Raw genomic sequence first — 16,626 nt, forward strand, 5'->3', positions numbered from 1 at the left:
CTGAGATGAGCGATCGCCGCCCCGTCGCCAACGGTGATTCCTAATGTCATAAGCGTTGCGCAGATAGCTCCGTTCATCTCTTTGGCGGAAAAACGGGGGTCTTAGATTGAGAAGCAGGATTCTATCCAATCCAAGTTTTGTGAGGCAGGCATCTTGCCTGCCCCAGGACAGCCGTGACGGCTGTCCACACTTCGATTCAATGCCCATACTTTTAACTTTTGGGCTCTCGGCCCCCTAACTACGGATTGCGATAGAACCGCTCGTCCCTCATCCAACCCTCTTTTTACGGCTGCTATAGTGGCTCTATGGTGGCTTTATCTAACGATCAACCCGTTGTTTTTCATGCCGAAAAGCTAACGAAGACCTACCAAATGGGCGAGGTCGCCGTTCGGGCTCTGCAATCAGTTGATCTCGATTTATACGAAGGCGAATTTGCGGTATTGCTTGGCCCTTCCGGCAGCGGCAAATCCACCCTGCTGAATATCCTCGGCGGCCTCGACATCCCCACCAGCGGCCAACTCATCTTTCGCGGTCATAACCTTACCCACGCCAACGATCGCGAGCTGACACAATTTCGCCGCGCCTCAATTGGCTTCATATTTCAGTTCTACAACTTAATTCCCAGCCTCACCGCCCGAGAAAACGTCGGACTCGTGACCGAAATCGCCAGTCGCCCCCTCAGTCCTGAAAAAGCACTGGCGATTGTGGGCCTCAGCAATCGCCTCAACCACTTCCCCGCCCAACTCTCGGGGGGCGAACAGCAACGAGTCGCCATTGCCAGAGCGATCGCCAAACGGCCCGAAGTGCTGCTCTGTGACGAACCCACCGGCGCCCTCGATTACCGCACTGGCAAGCTGGTTCTCGGCGCGCTGCAAGAGGTGAACCAAGAATTTGGCACCACAACCGTCGTCATCACCCACAATGCCGGGGTTGCAGCCATGGCCAACCGGGTCATTCACATGGGCAGCGGCCAAATTAGCAGCATCGAACATAATGACCACCCCGTCGGCGCAGAATTATTGGAGTGGTAATCAGGCTGAGTGACCTCCCCCTCACCGCCAAGACTCGACCGTTGCCAGGTCTACGTATGCAGTTGGTGGCCGCAGTTGGCACAAAAGCGATCGCTAGGCTGCACCGGAGTGCCACACTGACTGCAAAACTTAGCTTTACCAGCACTGGCTGCACTGCTAGCAGTATGACTCGACGCGGCATTCCCCATTTGCATTTCCATATTGCCCATCCGCATTTGCATGGGGCTGGCATTCATTTCCATGTTGCCCATTTTCATCGGCTGCATGGGCTGCATGGGCTGCATCGGTTCCATGGGCTGCATCGGCTGCATGGGCTGCATCGGTTGAGCAGACCCCATCGGCTGCATGGGCGGCATCGTGTTGCCCGGCATCGCCACGCCCGCACTCATCTGCATTTGCTGCGCGTTGCCCAACGCCGGACTTTGGGACATGACACCGAGTTGATTGCCCTGCAACTGTAAATGGTGACTGCCCTGAGCCGTCGTAAGCTGAATGACCACCCCTTGCGGCGTCCGAAACAGGGCTGGCGGTGCCGTCCAAGCGCCAGTCGTAAATTGGCTGCCAGACTGTTGCTGCTGTCCGGCCCCACTAGAGGCGAGGGTGACCGCAGTATGCTCACCAACATTCTCCAAATAAATTCGTTGTCCAGAGCCGAGTTCACAGGTATAAGCCATAACAGGTGGGGTTGCATTATGAGTGTGCAGGCAACGTTGCCTATTTATATTGTGTCGGCAATATTTCTGCCTCAGCCTAGACTTTAGAAAACTGTTAGGTCTGTCTGCAAACCACCACAGCAGGCCAAAGAACTGCCGCCCAAGACACCACCACATCACACGTTGCTGATGGCTCATACCCCGATCGCGACCAGCCCCCTCTTGTCACCGCTGTCATGAACTGTGCCCCCTCAACACGTCATCCGCCTTCTCTTCCACATGCCGCTTCAGACCTGCCTTACACCAGGTTTAACGACTGCTGAGGCAGGACAGCTTCGTTGGCATTAGTTGTGACATCACTCAAGCAAATTCCCGACCATCAAGCCCTTTGCACAGAAAACCGAGTGAGACTCCGTTGGTCAAACCAGGGTACACCCGTGATCTTCGAGTCCAGTCCTAAAGGGATGCTCAATACAGAGGCATCACAACTGGGCATCAATCTTTGCCACTTGCCGTAAATTTTCCTTGAAAAAGACCCAATCTAAGCTATTTTAAATGAGCGGTTCTTGTAATCCCTCTGAGCACCGTACCTCCCACGCGGATGTGGTGGAATTGGTAGACACGCACGCTTGAGGGGCGTGTGGCTTTGCCGTGCGAGTTCGAGTCTCGCCATCCGCATTAATTTATGTGACTTTACCCATAAGTTGGACAAACGTTCACTTTTGTACGATCCAGATTTATCTGTCATCAATCTAGGATTAGTGTCGCTTTCCGGAGCTATTGTCATCGAAAGTACTCAGGATCCTTGTGGTGGATATTTCTAGGCATGTACTTTTGGATGCCACCATCCTTTGCCAATGCCAAGAAGCAAAGGGATACGGATGGCGAGACTCATTTCAACCCATGCACTCTAATTTTAGTACAGATAAACTTACTTGAATGCCTTATTAGAGGTGAGGGGGCTTTGCAAGCAACTTATCTATAAAGGCTGCGTCACATACAGTTTCAGCCATGTACTCTAAATACTCCATAACAGGATTGTTTCAACCCTCATGAGCCTTCAAGGCTCATTGCGCCTCCGGTTTGAGACGCTGGTAGACATCGCGACAGCGCTGTTTCAACCCTCATGAGCCTTCAAGGCTCATTGCGCCCTGCTGCACTCAACTCTCCACTAGAGTCGTTCTCGTAGCGTTTCAACCCTCATGAGCTGTACGATCCGGGTTTATTTGACATCTTCCGAGATTAATGTCGTCAGAAAGGAGTAGATCGCTTGGCGAAACTGGCGTAGCGGTTCAAGATAGGTTGACATTGGTGGTAGAGGCAAGACGATTGATATCCTCTACCACTTTCCTGGTTCTCATGCACACCGATTGTCCAAAGTCCAGACAATTTGCAAACCCTTAAGATACCTACGGTTTCTGCAAGCAGCGACTAGGATCAGGGTAACGACGCAAATCGCAGCCCCTTATACGGCAAGGTTGCAAGGTATTTATGGCTTCTGTACAAAAAGTTCAAGCTTATTTGGCTTACTGGTTTCAATTGGGTAAGCCGATTGTTTTGCAACACCACAACACCCAATGTTTGCCGACTCCCGTGTTTCAAGGAGGCAAGTTAAGTCTGCCCTTCTTAAACTGCTGGCGGCAGATTATGGAAAATCCGAAACAAAGTTTTCTCAAAGGTACCGATGAGAGTATTGCGGCCCTCTTAACGGATGAGTGGGATATCGAGGGCTGTGCTCGCTGCACGATGCCGCTGCCTATGCCTGTCCGGGGCATTAAAATTTCCCCTTGTCCCTGCGCCGACTTGCCCTCTTGGCCCAATGAAACCATGCCCTCGCCGCGCACGGCAGTCTGTTCGCAAACTCATTTAGGGCAGCTGCGCCATCGCCTCGACCAACCGACTGACGAGGAAATGGATACAGCCAGCGACTCTTTGACCCACGATCGCGATCGCTTACAAGTCGCTTTCGCCCACAGCCCAACCCTCCGACGGGTCGTCAATCAGCTGAGTAACAGGGCTACGGATGATCGCGACCCAATGTCCGACATCCATGCTGCCCCCACCGCTCAGGAGCCCGTCAAGAAGCCATCAGAGCCGTCTGCTCTGGACGGTTAATGGTGTGAGTATCGAAATCGCGAGCCATCACCGTATTCGGAAAGATGGCTTGAGCCTCTGCCAGCAAATCCGCTAGCTGAATCGCATTACCCGGCGCATAGCGAGGGCTAAAGTGCGTCATGATGAGCTGCTTGGCCTGCGCTAACAGGGCCGTCTGGGCTGCCATAGTCGAGGTGGAATGTAATCGCTGGTAAGCCATTTCAGCATCTTGATGGGCAAACGTTGCCTCATGGATTAGCACATCGACCCCTTGGGCCAACTCCACCGCGCGATCGCAAAATACCGTATCGGTGCAATAGGCTAGGCTGCGGCCGGTCAGCGTCGGCCCACACAAGTCTTTGCCGTTGATGCGACGACCATCGGGCAACGTCACCACTTCACCATTCTTTAACTTGCCGTAAATTGGCCCTGGCGGGATACCCAACGCCCGGGCTCGTTTCACATCAAATCGACCGGGTCGATCCTTTTCATCCACCCGGTAGCCGTGAGCGGGCACCCGGTGCTCGAGCAACGCACAACTGACCTTGAACTCATCATCTTCGTAAACCAAGCCCGGCTGCACAGTGTGAACCTTGATGGGAAAGGAAAAATGCGTCTGCGAATAGCGACGGCAAGCCTGCAAATAATCGTTGAGCTTGGGGGGGCCATAAATATCGACTTTTTGTTGTGGATTCCCCGCTAAGCCGCAACTGGCTAACAGCCCCATCAGGCCAAAAATATGGTCGCCGTGCATGTGGGTGATGAAAATGCGCCGAATCTGGCTGGCTTTAAAATCGCTGCGCAAAAACTGATGCTGTGTGCCCTCACCGCAGTCAAAGAGCCAAATTTCGCCGCGTTGGGGGAGTCGCAGCGCCACACTCGACACATTGCGCGATCGCGTTGGCACCCCCGAACTCGTCCCCAAAAAAGTAATCTCCAAACCCACTCTCCTAATGCCACTGCACAGGTCTATCTTGACATGGGTGTTGAACGGATGACTGCCAGACGATGGACTGGCGATCGCGAGTGCTCTTGCTGCCAGCGATCGCAGGTCTGACATTGCGGGCATGGGGGCTTTCGCTCAACACAATATCGCTGTCATCCGCCAAAAGTGACTCGCCTTATAGGAACTCCGTAAGCCACATGGATTTATTACATTACTGATCTGGTGTTCATACGGAGTCGCGTCAGCGGCATATAAAGTTAGCGTGAAGCCGTTTATACCAAACTTGAAAGCCCGATGAAGCCAGCCCGGACTGTGTGTTAAACCTATGGCGCTTGGCTATTTTAATAACAGTCATTACAGTTCACTTCATCAAACAATTACGCAACATAACAAGTTTGTTATCTGTGCTGATGGTGACTTGTAAAGCTTGTAAAGATCATTGGCCCGGCAGCCACATGACAGCTTCACAGTTGGCAAATAGTTGTAAGAGTGATGAACGAGAAAGATGCCCGGTCGCTGTTCTCGGCTGCTGGTTTAGATAAATTCACTGAGTTCCTGACGGCGAATAAACAATCCGTTTGTGCGCCAAAGTGTGTGACCTGAAGATTCAATTGATGCGATGAACATTATTTACGGCACTCATTTAGGCGAGTACCTGATCGGTACAGCGGCAGCCGACGAAATCTTTGCTGGAGACGGCGACGACATTGTCTTTGGGGGTGATGGCGACGACATTCTGCATGATGGCGGTGGCAACGATAAGCTATTTGGCGGCAATGGCAACGATATATTCAAGCTATCCGACTCCAATTTGCTGGGGCCACCCCCAGACTCTCGGCCATTACCGTTTGACCCATTTGGGATGCCCGAAATTAGCGGCGGGGCTGGCTATGACGTGGTAGATGCGACTAATGCCGTCGAGGGTATTAGCTTTAGTGCTGATAATTTTGCCCATGCCAGCATTGAGGAATTTATCGGTTCGGCCTTTGCCGATATGGTCAATGCGATGCGGGTGAGTTTTGACGTGGTGCTCAGCGGCCACGGGGGCAATGACACCCTCGTCGGGGGCAGCGGCAACGATACCTTAAACGGGGGGCAGGAGGACGATCTTTTAATCGGTGGACTGGGGGCCGATGTTTTGACTGGCGGTGAGGGGCAAGATGGTTTTCAGTTCACACAGCTTGCGGATTCTTTGCTGGCTAGCTTTGATGTCATTACAGACTTGACTATTGCCGCTAGCGCTAGCTCGGTTGTCACTACAGCAACGCTCGAAACCGTCACGACTGATGACGATGTGGCTGAGGCGACAGACGCGGGAGAGACAATCGAGGCTGCTGGCGCTGCTTTGGACGTTGATGCCGCCGAGGTGGTCAGCGATGACGTTGATATCGCCGAAGTTGTCAGCGATGACCTTCCCGACGAAGATTCACCCATCCCTGGTCCACTCCCCTCGTCGGACAACAGCGATTCGTCAATCGATCAGCTAGACGATGAGAATGTGGCGACCGAGGAGATCGAGACTGCCGACGCGGATCTGGACCTTGACGCCGCTGAGGTTGTCAGCGATCGCCCCGCCGACCTCCCTCATGACGATCCCCCTATCTCTGCTCCAACAACAGCATCGGAAGAGAACGATCCGTCGGTAGTTGTGGCCGTAGTGCCGCCTGTTTCAGAAGATGCAGAAGGGTTGCCGACAGTGAACCCTCCTAGCGCCCTAACCCAGCCGGAAGAAGGCGTCCTGCCCGCTGTTCCTTCATCGCCGGAACTGCCCCCAGCTGCCTTAGGTGATGAGGGCCTTGGCACTCCAACCACAGGTACAGAGGCAGTGTCCGCAGCGCTTGCTGAGGCTGGCAATGGTGAGGAGGACGACACCTCTGAGCTGCATTCAACAGATGAAAGCGATAGTCTGCTGGGTAGCAGCGCTGTTGAACCGCATGATGAGTTGACGATGGGCGATTCAATTTTTGCAACCCATGCTGTGGCCGCGGCTGACCTGCCACAATTAGGGGCCGTGACAGCGTTAGAAGAAGCGGCGATCGCGGCTGTTTTATCAGCTGACCTGTTTACGCCTTTGGGGGCCGCTACATTCACCTTTGAGCAACGCACCTTTTTGGCGCTGAATGATGCGATCGCGGGCTTCCAATCGGCCAGCGATGCCGTGGTTGAAATCACTGGCTTCTCAGGCGATTTAGCCAATCTAGAAATTAGCGCCCTCTCTTAAGAATGGGGCGCTAGTCAGTTGGAACAGCTGTCTCGGCTATTCGCGGCCACGTCATACCCATCTGACCAGAATTGGCCTTGATTTAGCCCTGATTCCTCAAATCTGCGATTGGATCGGCGCACCCGTTCACACAGCTCTACTCCCAACCCCTCACGGGTACGACCGTGGGGACAAAAAATGCCGCAGCGACCAACGTCACTGCGGCATCTGTCATCGGTATTCTCTAGACAAGAGAGCGTCGATGACTTTGACGATTTATTTGTAAAGTTCAGTAGCTAGGCGCAAAGCCAAGAATCCAGGTACCAGAGCGATCGCTAACGCGACAAAAACTTGAGTATCCGTCATTGCTATGAGTCCTTCTAATAACGTCGATCCGTCTCACACAGCGAGACTGAACTAATTTTTGACCAAGATCCCGCAATTGCCAGTCTTTTAGCGCGCAACTGTTACACAGCGTTACCTAAAACAAATAAATACAGCTTGTTGGTTTCTTAACCTTGATAGGTCATCATGTGTATGCATAGGTCTAGACCTTTTGCGCGGTTAGCTGCTTGAGTTGTATGACGTGCGGTCTGGTTTCCCACTAACGAAGACAATTGCCAGGTCTAGCCCTTCAGGGCTCGCATGAGTTGTTAATTCCGCGCTTTGGAGTCCTCGCTGCCCACCTTGAATGATTTGCCGATTTGATTGTAGTGACCCATTCCAACTCTTTTTTGCGCTCTGAAAATTCATCTTCGCCGCCTTTTGGTCATCAACTGCGACGGATCCAGCGTGATGTTCTGCGAATGGGGGCATTAGTCGAGCAATCCTGTTTGCTGGCTCGCTCAGCCCTGTGCGATCGCAACCTGGAAGCTGCCCAGCAGCTCAAAATCCACGACAAGCAGATCGACCAGTTTTACCGTCAGATTGAAGTTGACTGCATTGAACTGCTGACCCACCCGCCCCAAGGCATGCAAGACTTGCGCCACGTCAGCGCCTTTATGCAATTAATTCGCGACTTAGAACGCATCGGCGACTATGCCAAAGACATTGGCGAAGTCGCAATCAAACTCTTTCCTTATCCAGCACATCCCAGTTTAGCCAGAATCCAAGTCATGCTCGATCGCTGCCGTTCGATGGTGGCGCTGAGCTTGTTAGCCGTGTCTGATCTCAATGCCGATGTCGGGTTGGATATCAAAGTCAAAGACGATGCAGTCGATGAAGACTACGACTATTTATATGACACGCTGATCCATCACGAGCCGACGCTCACCAATGTCGAAGTGATTGTCTTGCTGGTTCTCGTCATCCGTTATTTAGAACGCATCGCCGATCACGCGACAAATGTGGGACGACGCATTGCCTATGTGGTGACCGGCGAGCGACGGTAACCCCTGATCTGAGGGAACTTCAGCAAGAAGTAGGCTCCCATCTCTAAGATGGACGTAGCGCGTTTAGCCCATTGCTCCTGGAGTATTTTGACCCGCCTTCATCGGTTATGCCCACATCGGTATTAGCCCACCGAGTCTGTTACAAACCATGAAAAATGGGCTAAACGCGCCCGTTTTGGCAGATTAGGGTATAGTTATAACGGCTTAGGGCTGGCGGCTCTGTCGTTTTGAGCTGTTATTTTTTAATCTGCCTGCTGCGACACAAACACACCGTTTCTAGGCTCCTGTGATGTTCGGTTAGGGTTCGAAACGTGAGACATCTGGGCGTTTCCCTGGGAGATGGGGCTGTTTGCAAGTAGTTGGGTGACGATACTGAAAGCCTCAACGCCACGGCACAGCATCGGGTGAGCCAACGCTTTGACCAGTTATTGAGTCAGGCGGTGGTGATCCTCGAAGGGCTAGAGTTTTCGCTAATTTTTTGGAACCCGAAGACTCTCAGCTTGCCTCGTGCGTGTCAGCAAAATTGCACCGGATAAGGATTACCCGCTTCATGAATTTCTCGATCGCCTCGTTGCTGGCCAACTTTACCGATGGTAAAACCCACACCCTCAAAAACATTCAAAAGAAGCTGCACTGCGACTCTGACGATAGTGTGCGGGAACTGCAGATTGCTCTAGATGCCCTGGAACGGATTGGGGTATTGGCGAAAGAGAAAGGCAAATATCAACGCGCCACGGAAGATGGTGTCGTTGAAGGCAAGCTGCGCTGCTCTAGCAAGGGCTTTTGCTTTGCGATTCAAGACGATGAAGCCGCCGATGATATTTACATTCGCGAAAGTCAGCTCAACACCGCTTGGAATGGCGATCGCGTCCTCGTCCGAGTCACCAAAGACGGCAGCCGTCGCCGCAGTCCCGAAGGGGAAGTCAAAGTCATCCTCGAACGAGCCAATGCCTCTGTCCTGGCCCGCGTCAAACAAGAGAACGAAAGTTATCAAGCCGTCCCTTTGGACGATCGCCTGCTGTTTGAGCTGAGCCTTGACGACGAAGCTGAAAAGTTGCAACAAGCCGTCGATCAACTCGCCCATATCGAAGTGGTGCGGTATCCCCTCGCCCAAGAACCCCCTCATGGTCGGATTGCCCAAATCCTCGGCAGTGATGCCGAAGCCGCCTCTGACATCGACATCGTTTACTGCAAATACGACCTGCCGCGCACCTTCCCTGACAATGCCTTCGAAGAAGCGAAAGGATTGCCGACTCGCGTGCGCAAGGCCGACCTCAAAGGTCGCCTTGATTTGCGCGATCAGCTGACTGTGACTATTCACAGCTCCCAAGCGCAAGTCATCGACGACGCTCTGACGATCGCTAAAACCGAGGACGGCAACTGGCAGTTGGGCGTCCATATCGCCGACGTAGCCCATTACGTGCCGCTCCATTCACCCATTGATCGAGAAGCCTTGAAGCGCGGCATGGCCGTCTATCTGGGCAACGAGATGATTCCACTGGTGCCGCCACCCTTAGCCACGTCGCTCTGTTCGCTGAACCCTGGCAAAGACCGACTGGCAATTTCCCTGTTGGCGACGCTGAATGCCGAGGGCGAAGTGCTGGAGTTTGAATTGCAACCCAGCGTCATCGCCGTTGACCATGCGTTGGATTACAAACAGGCTCAGGCGATTCTCTCCCGCGAGAATCCTGAAGAATTGGAAAAACTAGAGATTGAGTCTAAAGATCTCAAGAAGTTAGAGCCGATTTTTGAAGTCGTCGATCACCTCTATGAGGTCAGCCGGGCAGTGCGGCAGCAACGGATGGCCCGGGGCTCTTTTGAGCTCAATCTGCCCGAGCACGAATTTCCCGATGACGCCAAAGAACCGCTGGCCTCCTACGCCTCGCGGCGTTTTCAGTATGACGATGAAGGCTTATTGGGGGTGATTGTCGTCGCTTCATCACTCACGGCCCGGATGGTGGTGACTGAGTTCATTTTGCTGGCGAACCAGCTGGTGGCGTCTCATCTCAAGGCGCTTGCCGTGCCCGCCATTTACCGATTGCATCGCACTCCCACCATTTCTGATGTGCAAGAGCTGACTAAGTTGGCCGAAAACATGGACATCAATCTCGAACTGGCGGAAGAGGAAACCATCTATCCGATGGATTATCAGCGGTTTACCCAACAGTTCGCCGCCTCACCGTCGGAAAAGATCTTGACCTATTTGCTGCTGTCCACCTTTAAGCCTGCGTTTTACGGTATCCATCCCGATTTGCATTTTGGGCTGGCGCTGACGGATGGCTACGCCCATTTCTCGTCGCCAACTCGGCGCTATCCCGATTTGGTGATTCATCGGGTGCTGCATGCGATCTTCTCGGATGGTCGCGATCGCCGCTCTACCCGGTCAAAAGATCGCGTCAATCTGCGTCACAGTAGCTGCCACGGCAAGATTAACTGGAACGTGTTGCCGCCGGACATCAACAATGAACTGGAAGACTACATCAAGCGCATCGTCGGCCCCCTGAGCGAACGCGAGCAACTGGCTCAAGATGCCGAAACCGATCTGGAAGGGCTAAAAAAAGCTGAATTCATGCGGGATCACACGGGTTCCGTCTTCCACGGCTTGATCACGGGGGTGCAGTCCTATGGCTTCTTTGTGGAGATTGAAGAGCTGCTGGTGGAAGGGCTGGTGCATGTTAGCTCGCTGAAAGATGACTGGTACGAATATCGATCGCGCCAACAAAAGCTGGTCGGTCGCAAAAATCGTCGCCAGTTCCGCCTGGGCGATCGCGTCGAAGTTCAGGTAAAGAGTGTCGATTACTATCGTCAGCAAATTGACCTGGTGGTGGTTGGCGGCGGCAGCGAAGCCAGCGAAGATGACCTCAACGATGACGACATGAACGATGATCGGGGTCACGACGAGTCTGAATAAGGCGATCGTGCCTCGGTATGGGCAACTCGTTAGAATTAAGCAGCAGTGCGAAGAACCTTCTGTAATGAACGATTCCAGTGCTGGCTAACGATTGCCCGTCGAACTGATTAATTTTGTGATGAAACCCGCAGGGCGATCGCTGCCCATTACCTTAGGCGTCACTGGCGCATCTGGCCTTATTTATGCGGTGAGAGCCGTGAAATACTTGCTCACAGCCGACATTCCTGTAGAGCTAGTGGCCTCAAAAGCTACTTATCAGGTTTGGAAAGCTGAGCAAGATATCCAAATGCCGGGAGATGTCGTGGCCCAAGCCGACTTTTGGCGCGAGCAGGCGGGCCTCCCACCCACCCAAGGTAAATTGCGCTGTCATCCCTGGAGCGATGTGGGGGCCAATATCGCCAGTGGCTCTTTCAAAACCCGAGGAATGCTCATCATGCCTTGCAGCATGAGCACCGTTGGCAAACTGGCGGCGGGCCTCAGTTCTGACCTGTTGGAGCGGGCCGCCGATGTGCAACTTAAGGAGGGTAAGCCCTTGGTGCTAGTGCCGCGCGAGACGCCGTTGAGTCTGATCCACCTGCGGAATCTCGTGACGCTGGCGGAAGCTGGAGCCCGCATTGTTCCGGCGATTCCCGCTTGGTATCACCAACCCCAGACGGTTTTGGACTTAGTGGATTTTGTGGTTGCTCGCGCGCTCGATCAGTTCGATATCGACTGTGTGCCGTTGCAGCGTTGGGCAGGCCACCACCACGAGTAGACGAGGTGAGGTTAATGGCCTATCTTCCGTTGCGAGATCAAGGTTTGGCGCTTAAATCATCTCCCCAAGACCAAAATGAAGGCTGTTGTAGGGGTTTGGCAGTGCCAAACCCCTACGATTTTTCTGCACTTTCCTAAAGAAGGACTGCTATTGGCCTGCATTCTGACGCATCAACGCGACGAAATCGCGGAAGAGGTAATCAGCATCGTGGGGGCCAGGGCTGGCTTCGGGGTGATATTGCACTGAGAACAAGGGCAGCGTCTTATGGCGTATACCCGCCACGGTGCGATCGTTCAGGTTGAGATGGCTGATTTCTACGTCAGCGTTTTGGATGGAATCGGCGCTGATGGCAAAACCGTGGTTTTGGCTGGTGATTTCGACCTGCTGAGACAAGCCACAGGGATGATTGAGCCCACGATGACCAAACTTGAGCTTAAAGGTTTCGCCGCCCAGCGATCGCCCTAAAATCTGGTGCCCCATGCAGATGCCAAAGGTCGGTAATTGCTGATCGAGCAACGCCTGCACGGTTTTGGGCGCTTCTTCCACAGCGGCAGGGTCGCCCGGCCCATTAGACAGGAAAATACCGTCGGGTTTGTAGCTCAGGATTTGCTCCGGTGACGTATCGGCAGGCACCACAATGACGCGACAGCCATACCGCGTTAACCGCCGCAGAATATTGCGCTTAATGCCAAAATCGAGCGCCACAACGGTCAAAGTGGGCTCTGCGGCATCCGCTTCGGGATAGCACTCCCACAGGGTGTCCGTGGGTTCGTTCCATTCGTAAGGTTCGGACGTCGTGACTTCTTGCACCAGGTTCAAGCCGACCATACTGGGAGCGGCTTGTAACTGTCGTAGCAGTTCGTCAACTTCCAACACTTCAGTGGAAATAACTCCATTCATTGCCCCGGCTTGCCGCAGAACGCGCGTTAGCGATCGCGTATCAATGCCAAAAATGCCGGGAATCTGATGCTGTTTGAGATAATCGGGCAGCGACTGAGTGGAACGCCAATTGCTAGGAATATCGCAAATGTTGCGGGCGATCGCGCCACGAATATGTGGGCGAGTCGATTCCTCATCGTCTGGGTTGACCCCGGTGTTGCCCAACTCGGGATAGGTAAACGTCACAATCTGACCACAATAGCTGGGGTCAGTCAGCACTTCTTGATAGCCCGTCATGCCCGTGTTGAAGACCACCTCCCCCATGACTGTGCCCGGTGCCCCAAAACTCCAACCGCGAAAACTGGAACCATCGGCCAGAACGAGCAAAGCAGGGGCATAGTTTTCTGAAAACATAGGCATGAGGCCGGTAGGTGTAACCGTGCGCTAGCGTGAGGGCACTCTTAAGAATAGCGGACTCGGCGAAGTCCGTTGCATGATTCTGTAGGTTTCTTTGAGGAGAGAATTATGAAGCGTTCGCTCCATTGGCTGGTTGGTGTCGGCAGTTGCTGGCTGGTGTCGGGGTGCTCTTTGCTGCCCTTCCAGATCACGATTACGCCAACCAATCCCGAAACCACTCCCCAAGAAACCTCAGCAGTGGACTCATCCTCGGAAACGGCTGATGCCAGTGACTCATCATCAGAGGTTGAGACGGTAACAGATGCCCCTACTGCTGCTACTGAAGCGGAGGCAACCCCCAGCACTCCGGGGCGAAATTATTTTCGGGAGGCGGTGACCCGGGCTGAGAGTGCGGTGGCGATCGGTCAGTCGGCCCAATCGCCCGATGATTGGCAGCTTGCCGCGAGTCGTTGGCAGCAGGCCGTTTTGTATATGCAGCAGGTGCCGACTGACGACCCGAATCGTGCTACTGCCCAACAAAAAGTCAAAGAATATGGTCAGAATCTAGCCTTGGCCGAACAGCGCGCCGCTGGCCAACCCTCAACCCTGGCCCAACCCACAACTCCTGATCGCCCAAATGGCCTGGTGGCAACCATTCCCATTGTGGATAATATGGGCGGTACGCCCGTGGTGCCTGTGACTTTGCAGGGCAATCGCAGCACCCAAGAATTCACCATGCTGTTTGATACCGGGGCCTCGGGCACGCTGATCACCCAAGCGATGGCAAATGAGATTGGTGTCGTGGTGACGGGTGAAGCCCTGGTGACGGTGGCCGATGGTCGCCAAGTCCAAATTCCCGTCGGCTATGTAGGTCGCCTTCAGGTCGGTGATTTGGTTGTGGAAAACGTCTGGGTCGCCATTGGGGGAGATGTCGGCCTGCTAGGGCAAGACATCTACGGCGAATATGGGCTCTCGATTGGCGGCAGCCAAATCAATCTTTATGAGTAGAATCGGAAACCAGCGGTCAGACTCGGAGGGGTAAGCTGCCAAGAGCGTTCAGCCACCAAGCGTATATGTTGGAAGAGCGATCGCCCTCCGTCGCACTGTGAGATAGGCGGCAACAGCAATCCTGACCCAGCCGCCTTAAGGATTATCGATAGGAGCGATACGCCCCTGAGCAACCAGCGCCTGGTGAATGGTGGCAATCAGGTCAGCCCGAGTCGCGGGTGCCTGAGGGGCTAACTGCTGGGGATCTGGGTGATTAACCACCATGCCCTGACTTGCGGCGGCGGCCACCTGGGCTCTGGCCCAGGTCGGTAAAGACTCAGTGCCTTGATATTGATTAATCGTGCCGTCGACATCGGCTGGTGGCGCAAGGTCTAAACCCGTCGCCATGGTGATGTATACCTGGTAGCGGGGCACGATCGCGTTAGGTTGGAAAATGCCTTCTGGAAAGCCCGACATGTAGCCTGCCTCGACCACTTGCTTGATGTCGTTAGCCGCCCAGTAGTCGGGGGGGACATCCGAGAAGTTGAGCGATCGCTTCGGCGGCACGTCAGCCACAATCGACTTATTGAGCAACGCTGCCAATTCGGCTCTGGTGAGCGGCTTGTCAGGTTGCAGCGTACCACTCGGGAAATCGGGCAATAACCCCGCTTCAAACAAACTGACGATATAAGGATAGGCCCAATAATCTTCAGACACATCTGAAATGCTCAACTCAGGCAACGGCGCGGGTTCAGCATCCGTAGTCGCTGAGGATGCGGCGTCTGAGGGTGCCGCTGTCGTGCCGTCGGTTGCAGATTCTGCTGACTGTCCAGTAGCGTTAATATTGGCTGACGCTTGCCCCGGAGTTGCGGCGCTGGTGCCAGTGCCGGTTGTCGGTACTGCCGCCCCGCTGGAAAGCGGATTGTTGCGGTCTGGATTGGCGTCAGTGGCCTCATCTTCAACGGTCTCATCGACGTCGGGCTCTGCAAGCCGCGCAGCGTTATCTGAGCCAGTGGCTTCACCATTGCCAAAAAAGAAGAGACCGCCGAAGAAGCCGCGACGGTTGGCGGTCTCTTCAGTCGGTGGATTGTCTGCATCGTCGGCCACCGTGGCGTCGCCTGGCACCGTAGTGAGCGATTCATCTTCGACTAGGCTAGGGCTGTCTGCCAGCCCAGGCAAACTGATGTCGGGCGCAAAAATACTTTCGCCGCGAGTCCATCCCCACCAGAGTATGGCCCCTACCGACAGCAGGGCGATCGCGATGGCGATCGCTTCGTCATTGTCCCGCGACTGGCCCGCAGGCTGCTGATCATTCGACTCAGGGGGGGGCAGATTTACCATGACACTATGACTGAGGCTTTTACAACAGGAATTTTATAGGGCCATCCTACTGCCAATAGCGCATTCCTTCACCCCATTCGCGGTAAAAAGTCGATTTTCCTACCGAGATGGGGGGCACAAAGATTGATTGCCGGACAAGTTGAATCGAAATCGTAAGTTCGCTTTTTGCAACCTCCTCGTGCCAATGGGGGGCAAAATGATCACCTTCTTTGCCCGTGGTAATCCTTTCAACATGGGCTACGGTGTATTCCGCTGCGCGAATGACACTTTACAAATGAGGCGTTCTTTTTCAGAGATGCTTGCAAGCGATCGCCCTGCTTTGGTCGGGGCCTCTCCTCCAAAATGGTCCAAAATGGTGTGCGATGCATTCAGCCACGGTTGAGTGGAATCATGCCCAAAGAGCTATGTCACTGGGGCTGCTGTGAGCAAGGTTTCAGTGGTGACAACCGTCGCAAATTCGTCATGCAAGCTCGCGAGCGAGATGGCGTGGACCTGTGCCGCTTTATATAGAGTGCCATCGGGGCCAACTCGGTCAAAGGTGGCGGTGGCATCAGCCACCACAAAGGTCGTGAAGCCCAGATTTCCGGCCATGCGCACTGTGGTCGACACGCAGTGATTGGTCGTCAGGCCAACTACTACTAGCGTGTTGATTGCTCGTTCCCGCAGATACGTCTCTAAATCCGTCCCAATAAACGCGCTATTCACCGTTTTCTGAAAAATTGGCTCACTCGCTTGCGGTGCGACCACATCCTGAAAAGCGTTGCCGGGGCGATCGGGGCGGAGGGGTGAGTCTGGCTCGGTCGAGCAATGCTGAATGTGGATTACCGGACGCTGGGTGTTCCGCCAATACGCCAGCAATCGGCCAATGTTCTCCTCCGCTTCTGGGTTATTGCGCGGTCCCCATTTTGGCTCTTTGAGACCTTGTTGGACGTCAACAATCAGTAATGCCGCATTCTCAATAGTCATAAGAATTTACCGAATAATGCCTGAGTTTAGCTGGGGCAAAGTTGCACAGCAGAAATGCTTCTAAATGCGAGTTGTTA

At 53.9% G+C, this 16,626-nt stretch carries 13 protein-coding genes and 1 tRNA gene; 8 read left to right on the forward strand and 6 right to left on the reverse strand.

Annotation, left to right across the window (positions count from 1 at the left end; genetic code table 11):
* Positions 1–305: 305 nt before the first annotated feature.
* Positions 306–1,031, forward strand: coding sequence for an ABC transporter ATP-binding protein (locus tag DYY88_RS18370; RefSeq protein ID WP_039728914.1), 726 nt, complete (start codon positions 306–308; stop codon positions 1,029–1,031).
* Positions 1,032–1,081: 50 nt separating this feature from the next.
* Here DYY88_RS18370 and DYY88_RS18375 read toward each other — a convergent pair whose 3' ends face one another.
* Positions 1,082–1,705, reverse strand: coding sequence for a zinc ribbon domain-containing protein (locus tag DYY88_RS18375; RefSeq protein WP_039728913.1), 624 nt, complete (start codon positions 1,703–1,705; stop codon positions 1,082–1,084).
* 576 nt (positions 1,706–2,281) lie between these two features.
* Here DYY88_RS18375 and DYY88_RS18380 point away from each other — a divergent pair.
* Positions 2,282–2,362 (forward strand) — tRNA-Leu (locus tag DYY88_RS18380).
* An 813-nt stretch (positions 2,363–3,175) separates the two neighbouring features.
* Positions 3,176–3,799 (forward strand): hypothetical protein, encoded by a 624-nt coding sequence (locus DYY88_RS18385; RefSeq protein ID WP_052288640.1) that lies wholly within the window; start codon positions 3,176–3,178, stop codon positions 3,797–3,799.
* Here DYY88_RS18385 and DYY88_RS18390 read toward each other — a convergent pair.
* Positions 3,762–4,847, reverse strand: a complete 1,086-nt coding sequence (locus DYY88_RS18390; protein ID WP_367889308.1) for a ribonuclease Z — start codon at positions 4,845–4,847, stop codon at positions 3,762–3,764. The two genes, DYY88_RS18385 and DYY88_RS18390, sit on opposite strands and share 38 nt — an antisense overlap.
* Positions 4,848–5,343: 496 nt before the next feature.
* Between DYY88_RS18390 and DYY88_RS18395 the strand changes: the two genes are divergently transcribed.
* Positions 5,344–6,945, forward strand: coding sequence for a calcium-binding protein (locus DYY88_RS18395; protein ID WP_039728912.1), 1,602 nt, complete (start codon positions 5,344–5,346; stop codon positions 6,943–6,945).
* A 255-nt stretch (positions 6,946–7,200) separates the two neighbouring features.
* Here DYY88_RS18395 and psaM read toward each other — a convergent pair whose 3' ends face one another.
* Positions 7,201–7,290 carry a photosystem I reaction center subunit XII gene (psaM, locus tag DYY88_RS18400; protein WP_072041362.1) on the reverse strand — a complete coding sequence of 30 codons (90 nt, stop codon included), beginning with the start codon at positions 7,288–7,290 and terminating at the stop codon, positions 7,201–7,203.
* 347 nt (positions 7,291–7,637) lie between these two features.
* Between psaM and phoU the strand changes: the two genes are divergently transcribed.
* The 3 genes from phoU (at position 7,638) to DYY88_RS18415 (ending at position 11,980) form a co-directional block, all read left to right on the forward strand.
* Entirely contained in the window at positions 7,638–8,315 is a 678-nt protein-coding gene (phoU, locus tag DYY88_RS18405; RefSeq protein WP_044151726.1) for a phosphate signaling complex protein PhoU, read from the forward strand.
* Positions 8,316–8,865: 550 nt separating this feature from the next.
* Complete coding sequence (locus DYY88_RS18410) at positions 8,866–11,226, forward strand: ribonuclease R family protein (protein WP_039728911.1); 2,361 nt, start codon at positions 8,866–8,868, stop codon at positions 11,224–11,226.
* Positions 11,227–11,344: 118 nt separating this feature from the next.
* Positions 11,345–11,980, forward strand: a complete 636-nt coding sequence (locus DYY88_RS18415; RefSeq protein ID WP_039730418.1) for a flavin prenyltransferase UbiX — start codon at positions 11,345–11,347, stop codon at positions 11,978–11,980.
* Between the two features lie 147 nt (positions 11,981–12,127).
* On the opposite strand, the gene carA is transcribed toward DYY88_RS18415, so the two are convergent.
* Positions 12,128–13,279, reverse strand: coding sequence for a glutamine-hydrolyzing carbamoyl-phosphate synthase small subunit (gene carA / locus DYY88_RS18420; protein ID WP_044151398.1), 1,152 nt, complete (start codon positions 13,277–13,279; stop codon positions 12,128–12,130).
* A 105-nt stretch (positions 13,280–13,384) separates the two neighbouring features.
* Between carA and DYY88_RS18425 the strand changes: the two genes are divergently transcribed.
* A complete protein-coding gene (locus DYY88_RS18425) occupies positions 13,385–14,263 on the forward strand; it encodes a retropepsin-like aspartic protease family protein (protein WP_084607164.1) in 879 nt (292 codons plus the stop codon).
* A 135-nt stretch (positions 14,264–14,398) separates the two neighbouring features.
* Here the strand turns inward: DYY88_RS18425 and DYY88_RS18430 are convergent, their stop codons facing one another.
* Entirely contained in the window at positions 14,399–15,583 is a 1,185-nt protein-coding gene (locus DYY88_RS18430) for an S-layer homology domain-containing protein (protein ID WP_039728908.1), read from the reverse strand.
* 402 nt (positions 15,584–15,985) lie between these two features.
* Positions 15,986–16,549 carry a cysteine hydrolase family protein gene (locus DYY88_RS18435; RefSeq protein ID WP_039728907.1) on the reverse strand — a complete coding sequence of 188 codons (564 nt, stop codon included), beginning with the start codon at positions 16,547–16,549 and terminating at the stop codon, positions 15,986–15,988.
* Positions 16,550–16,626: the final 77 nt, after the last annotated feature.

This window comes from Leptolyngbya iicbica LK (assembly GCF_004212215.1).
Lineage (GTDB): Bacteria > Cyanobacteriota > Cyanobacteriia > Phormidesmidales > Phormidesmidaceae > Halomicronema > Halomicronema iicbica.

Coding starts and splice junctions, on each gene's coding strand:
- DYY88_RS18385 (WP_052288640.1), top strand. CDS start 3,176: ATGGCTTCTGTACAAAAAGTTCAAGCTTATTTGGCTTACTGGTTTCAA.
- DYY88_RS18410 (WP_039728911.1), top strand. CDS start 8,866: ATGAATTTCTCGATCGCCTCGTTGCTGGCCAACTTTACCGATGGTAAA.
- DYY88_RS18395 (WP_039728912.1), top strand. CDS start 5,344: ATGAACATTATTTACGGCACTCATTTAGGCGAGTACCTGATCGGTACA.
- DYY88_RS18415 (WP_039730418.1), top strand. CDS start 11,345: ATGAAACCCGCAGGGCGATCGCTGCCCATTACCTTAGGCGTCACTGGC.
- DYY88_RS18425 (WP_084607164.1), top strand. CDS start 13,385: ATGAAGCGTTCGCTCCATTGGCTGGTTGGTGTCGGCAGTTGCTGGCTG.
- DYY88_RS18435 (WP_039728907.1), bottom strand. CDS start 16,549: ATGACTATTGAGAATGCGGCATTACTGATTGTTGACGTCCAACAAGGT.
- psaM (WP_072041362.1), bottom strand. CDS start 7,290: ATGACGGATACTCAAGTTTTTGTCGCGTTAGCGATCGCTCTGGTACCT.
- DYY88_RS18375 (WP_039728913.1), bottom strand. CDS start 1,705: ATGGCTTATACCTGTGAACTCGGCTCTGGACAACGAATTTATTTGGAG.
- DYY88_RS18370 (WP_039728914.1), top strand. CDS start 306: ATGGTGGCTTTATCTAACGATCAACCCGTTGTTTTTCATGCCGAAAAG.
- DYY88_RS18430 (WP_039728908.1), bottom strand. CDS start 15,583: ATGGTAAATCTGCCCCCCCCTGAGTCGAATGATCAGCAGCCTGCGGGC.
- DYY88_RS18390 (WP_367889308.1), bottom strand. CDS start 4,847: ATGCCCGCAATGTCAGACCTGCGATCGCTGGCAGCAAGAGCACTCGCG.
- carA (WP_044151398.1), bottom strand. CDS start 13,279: ATGCCTATGTTTTCAGAAAACTATGCCCCTGCTTTGCTCGTTCTGGCC.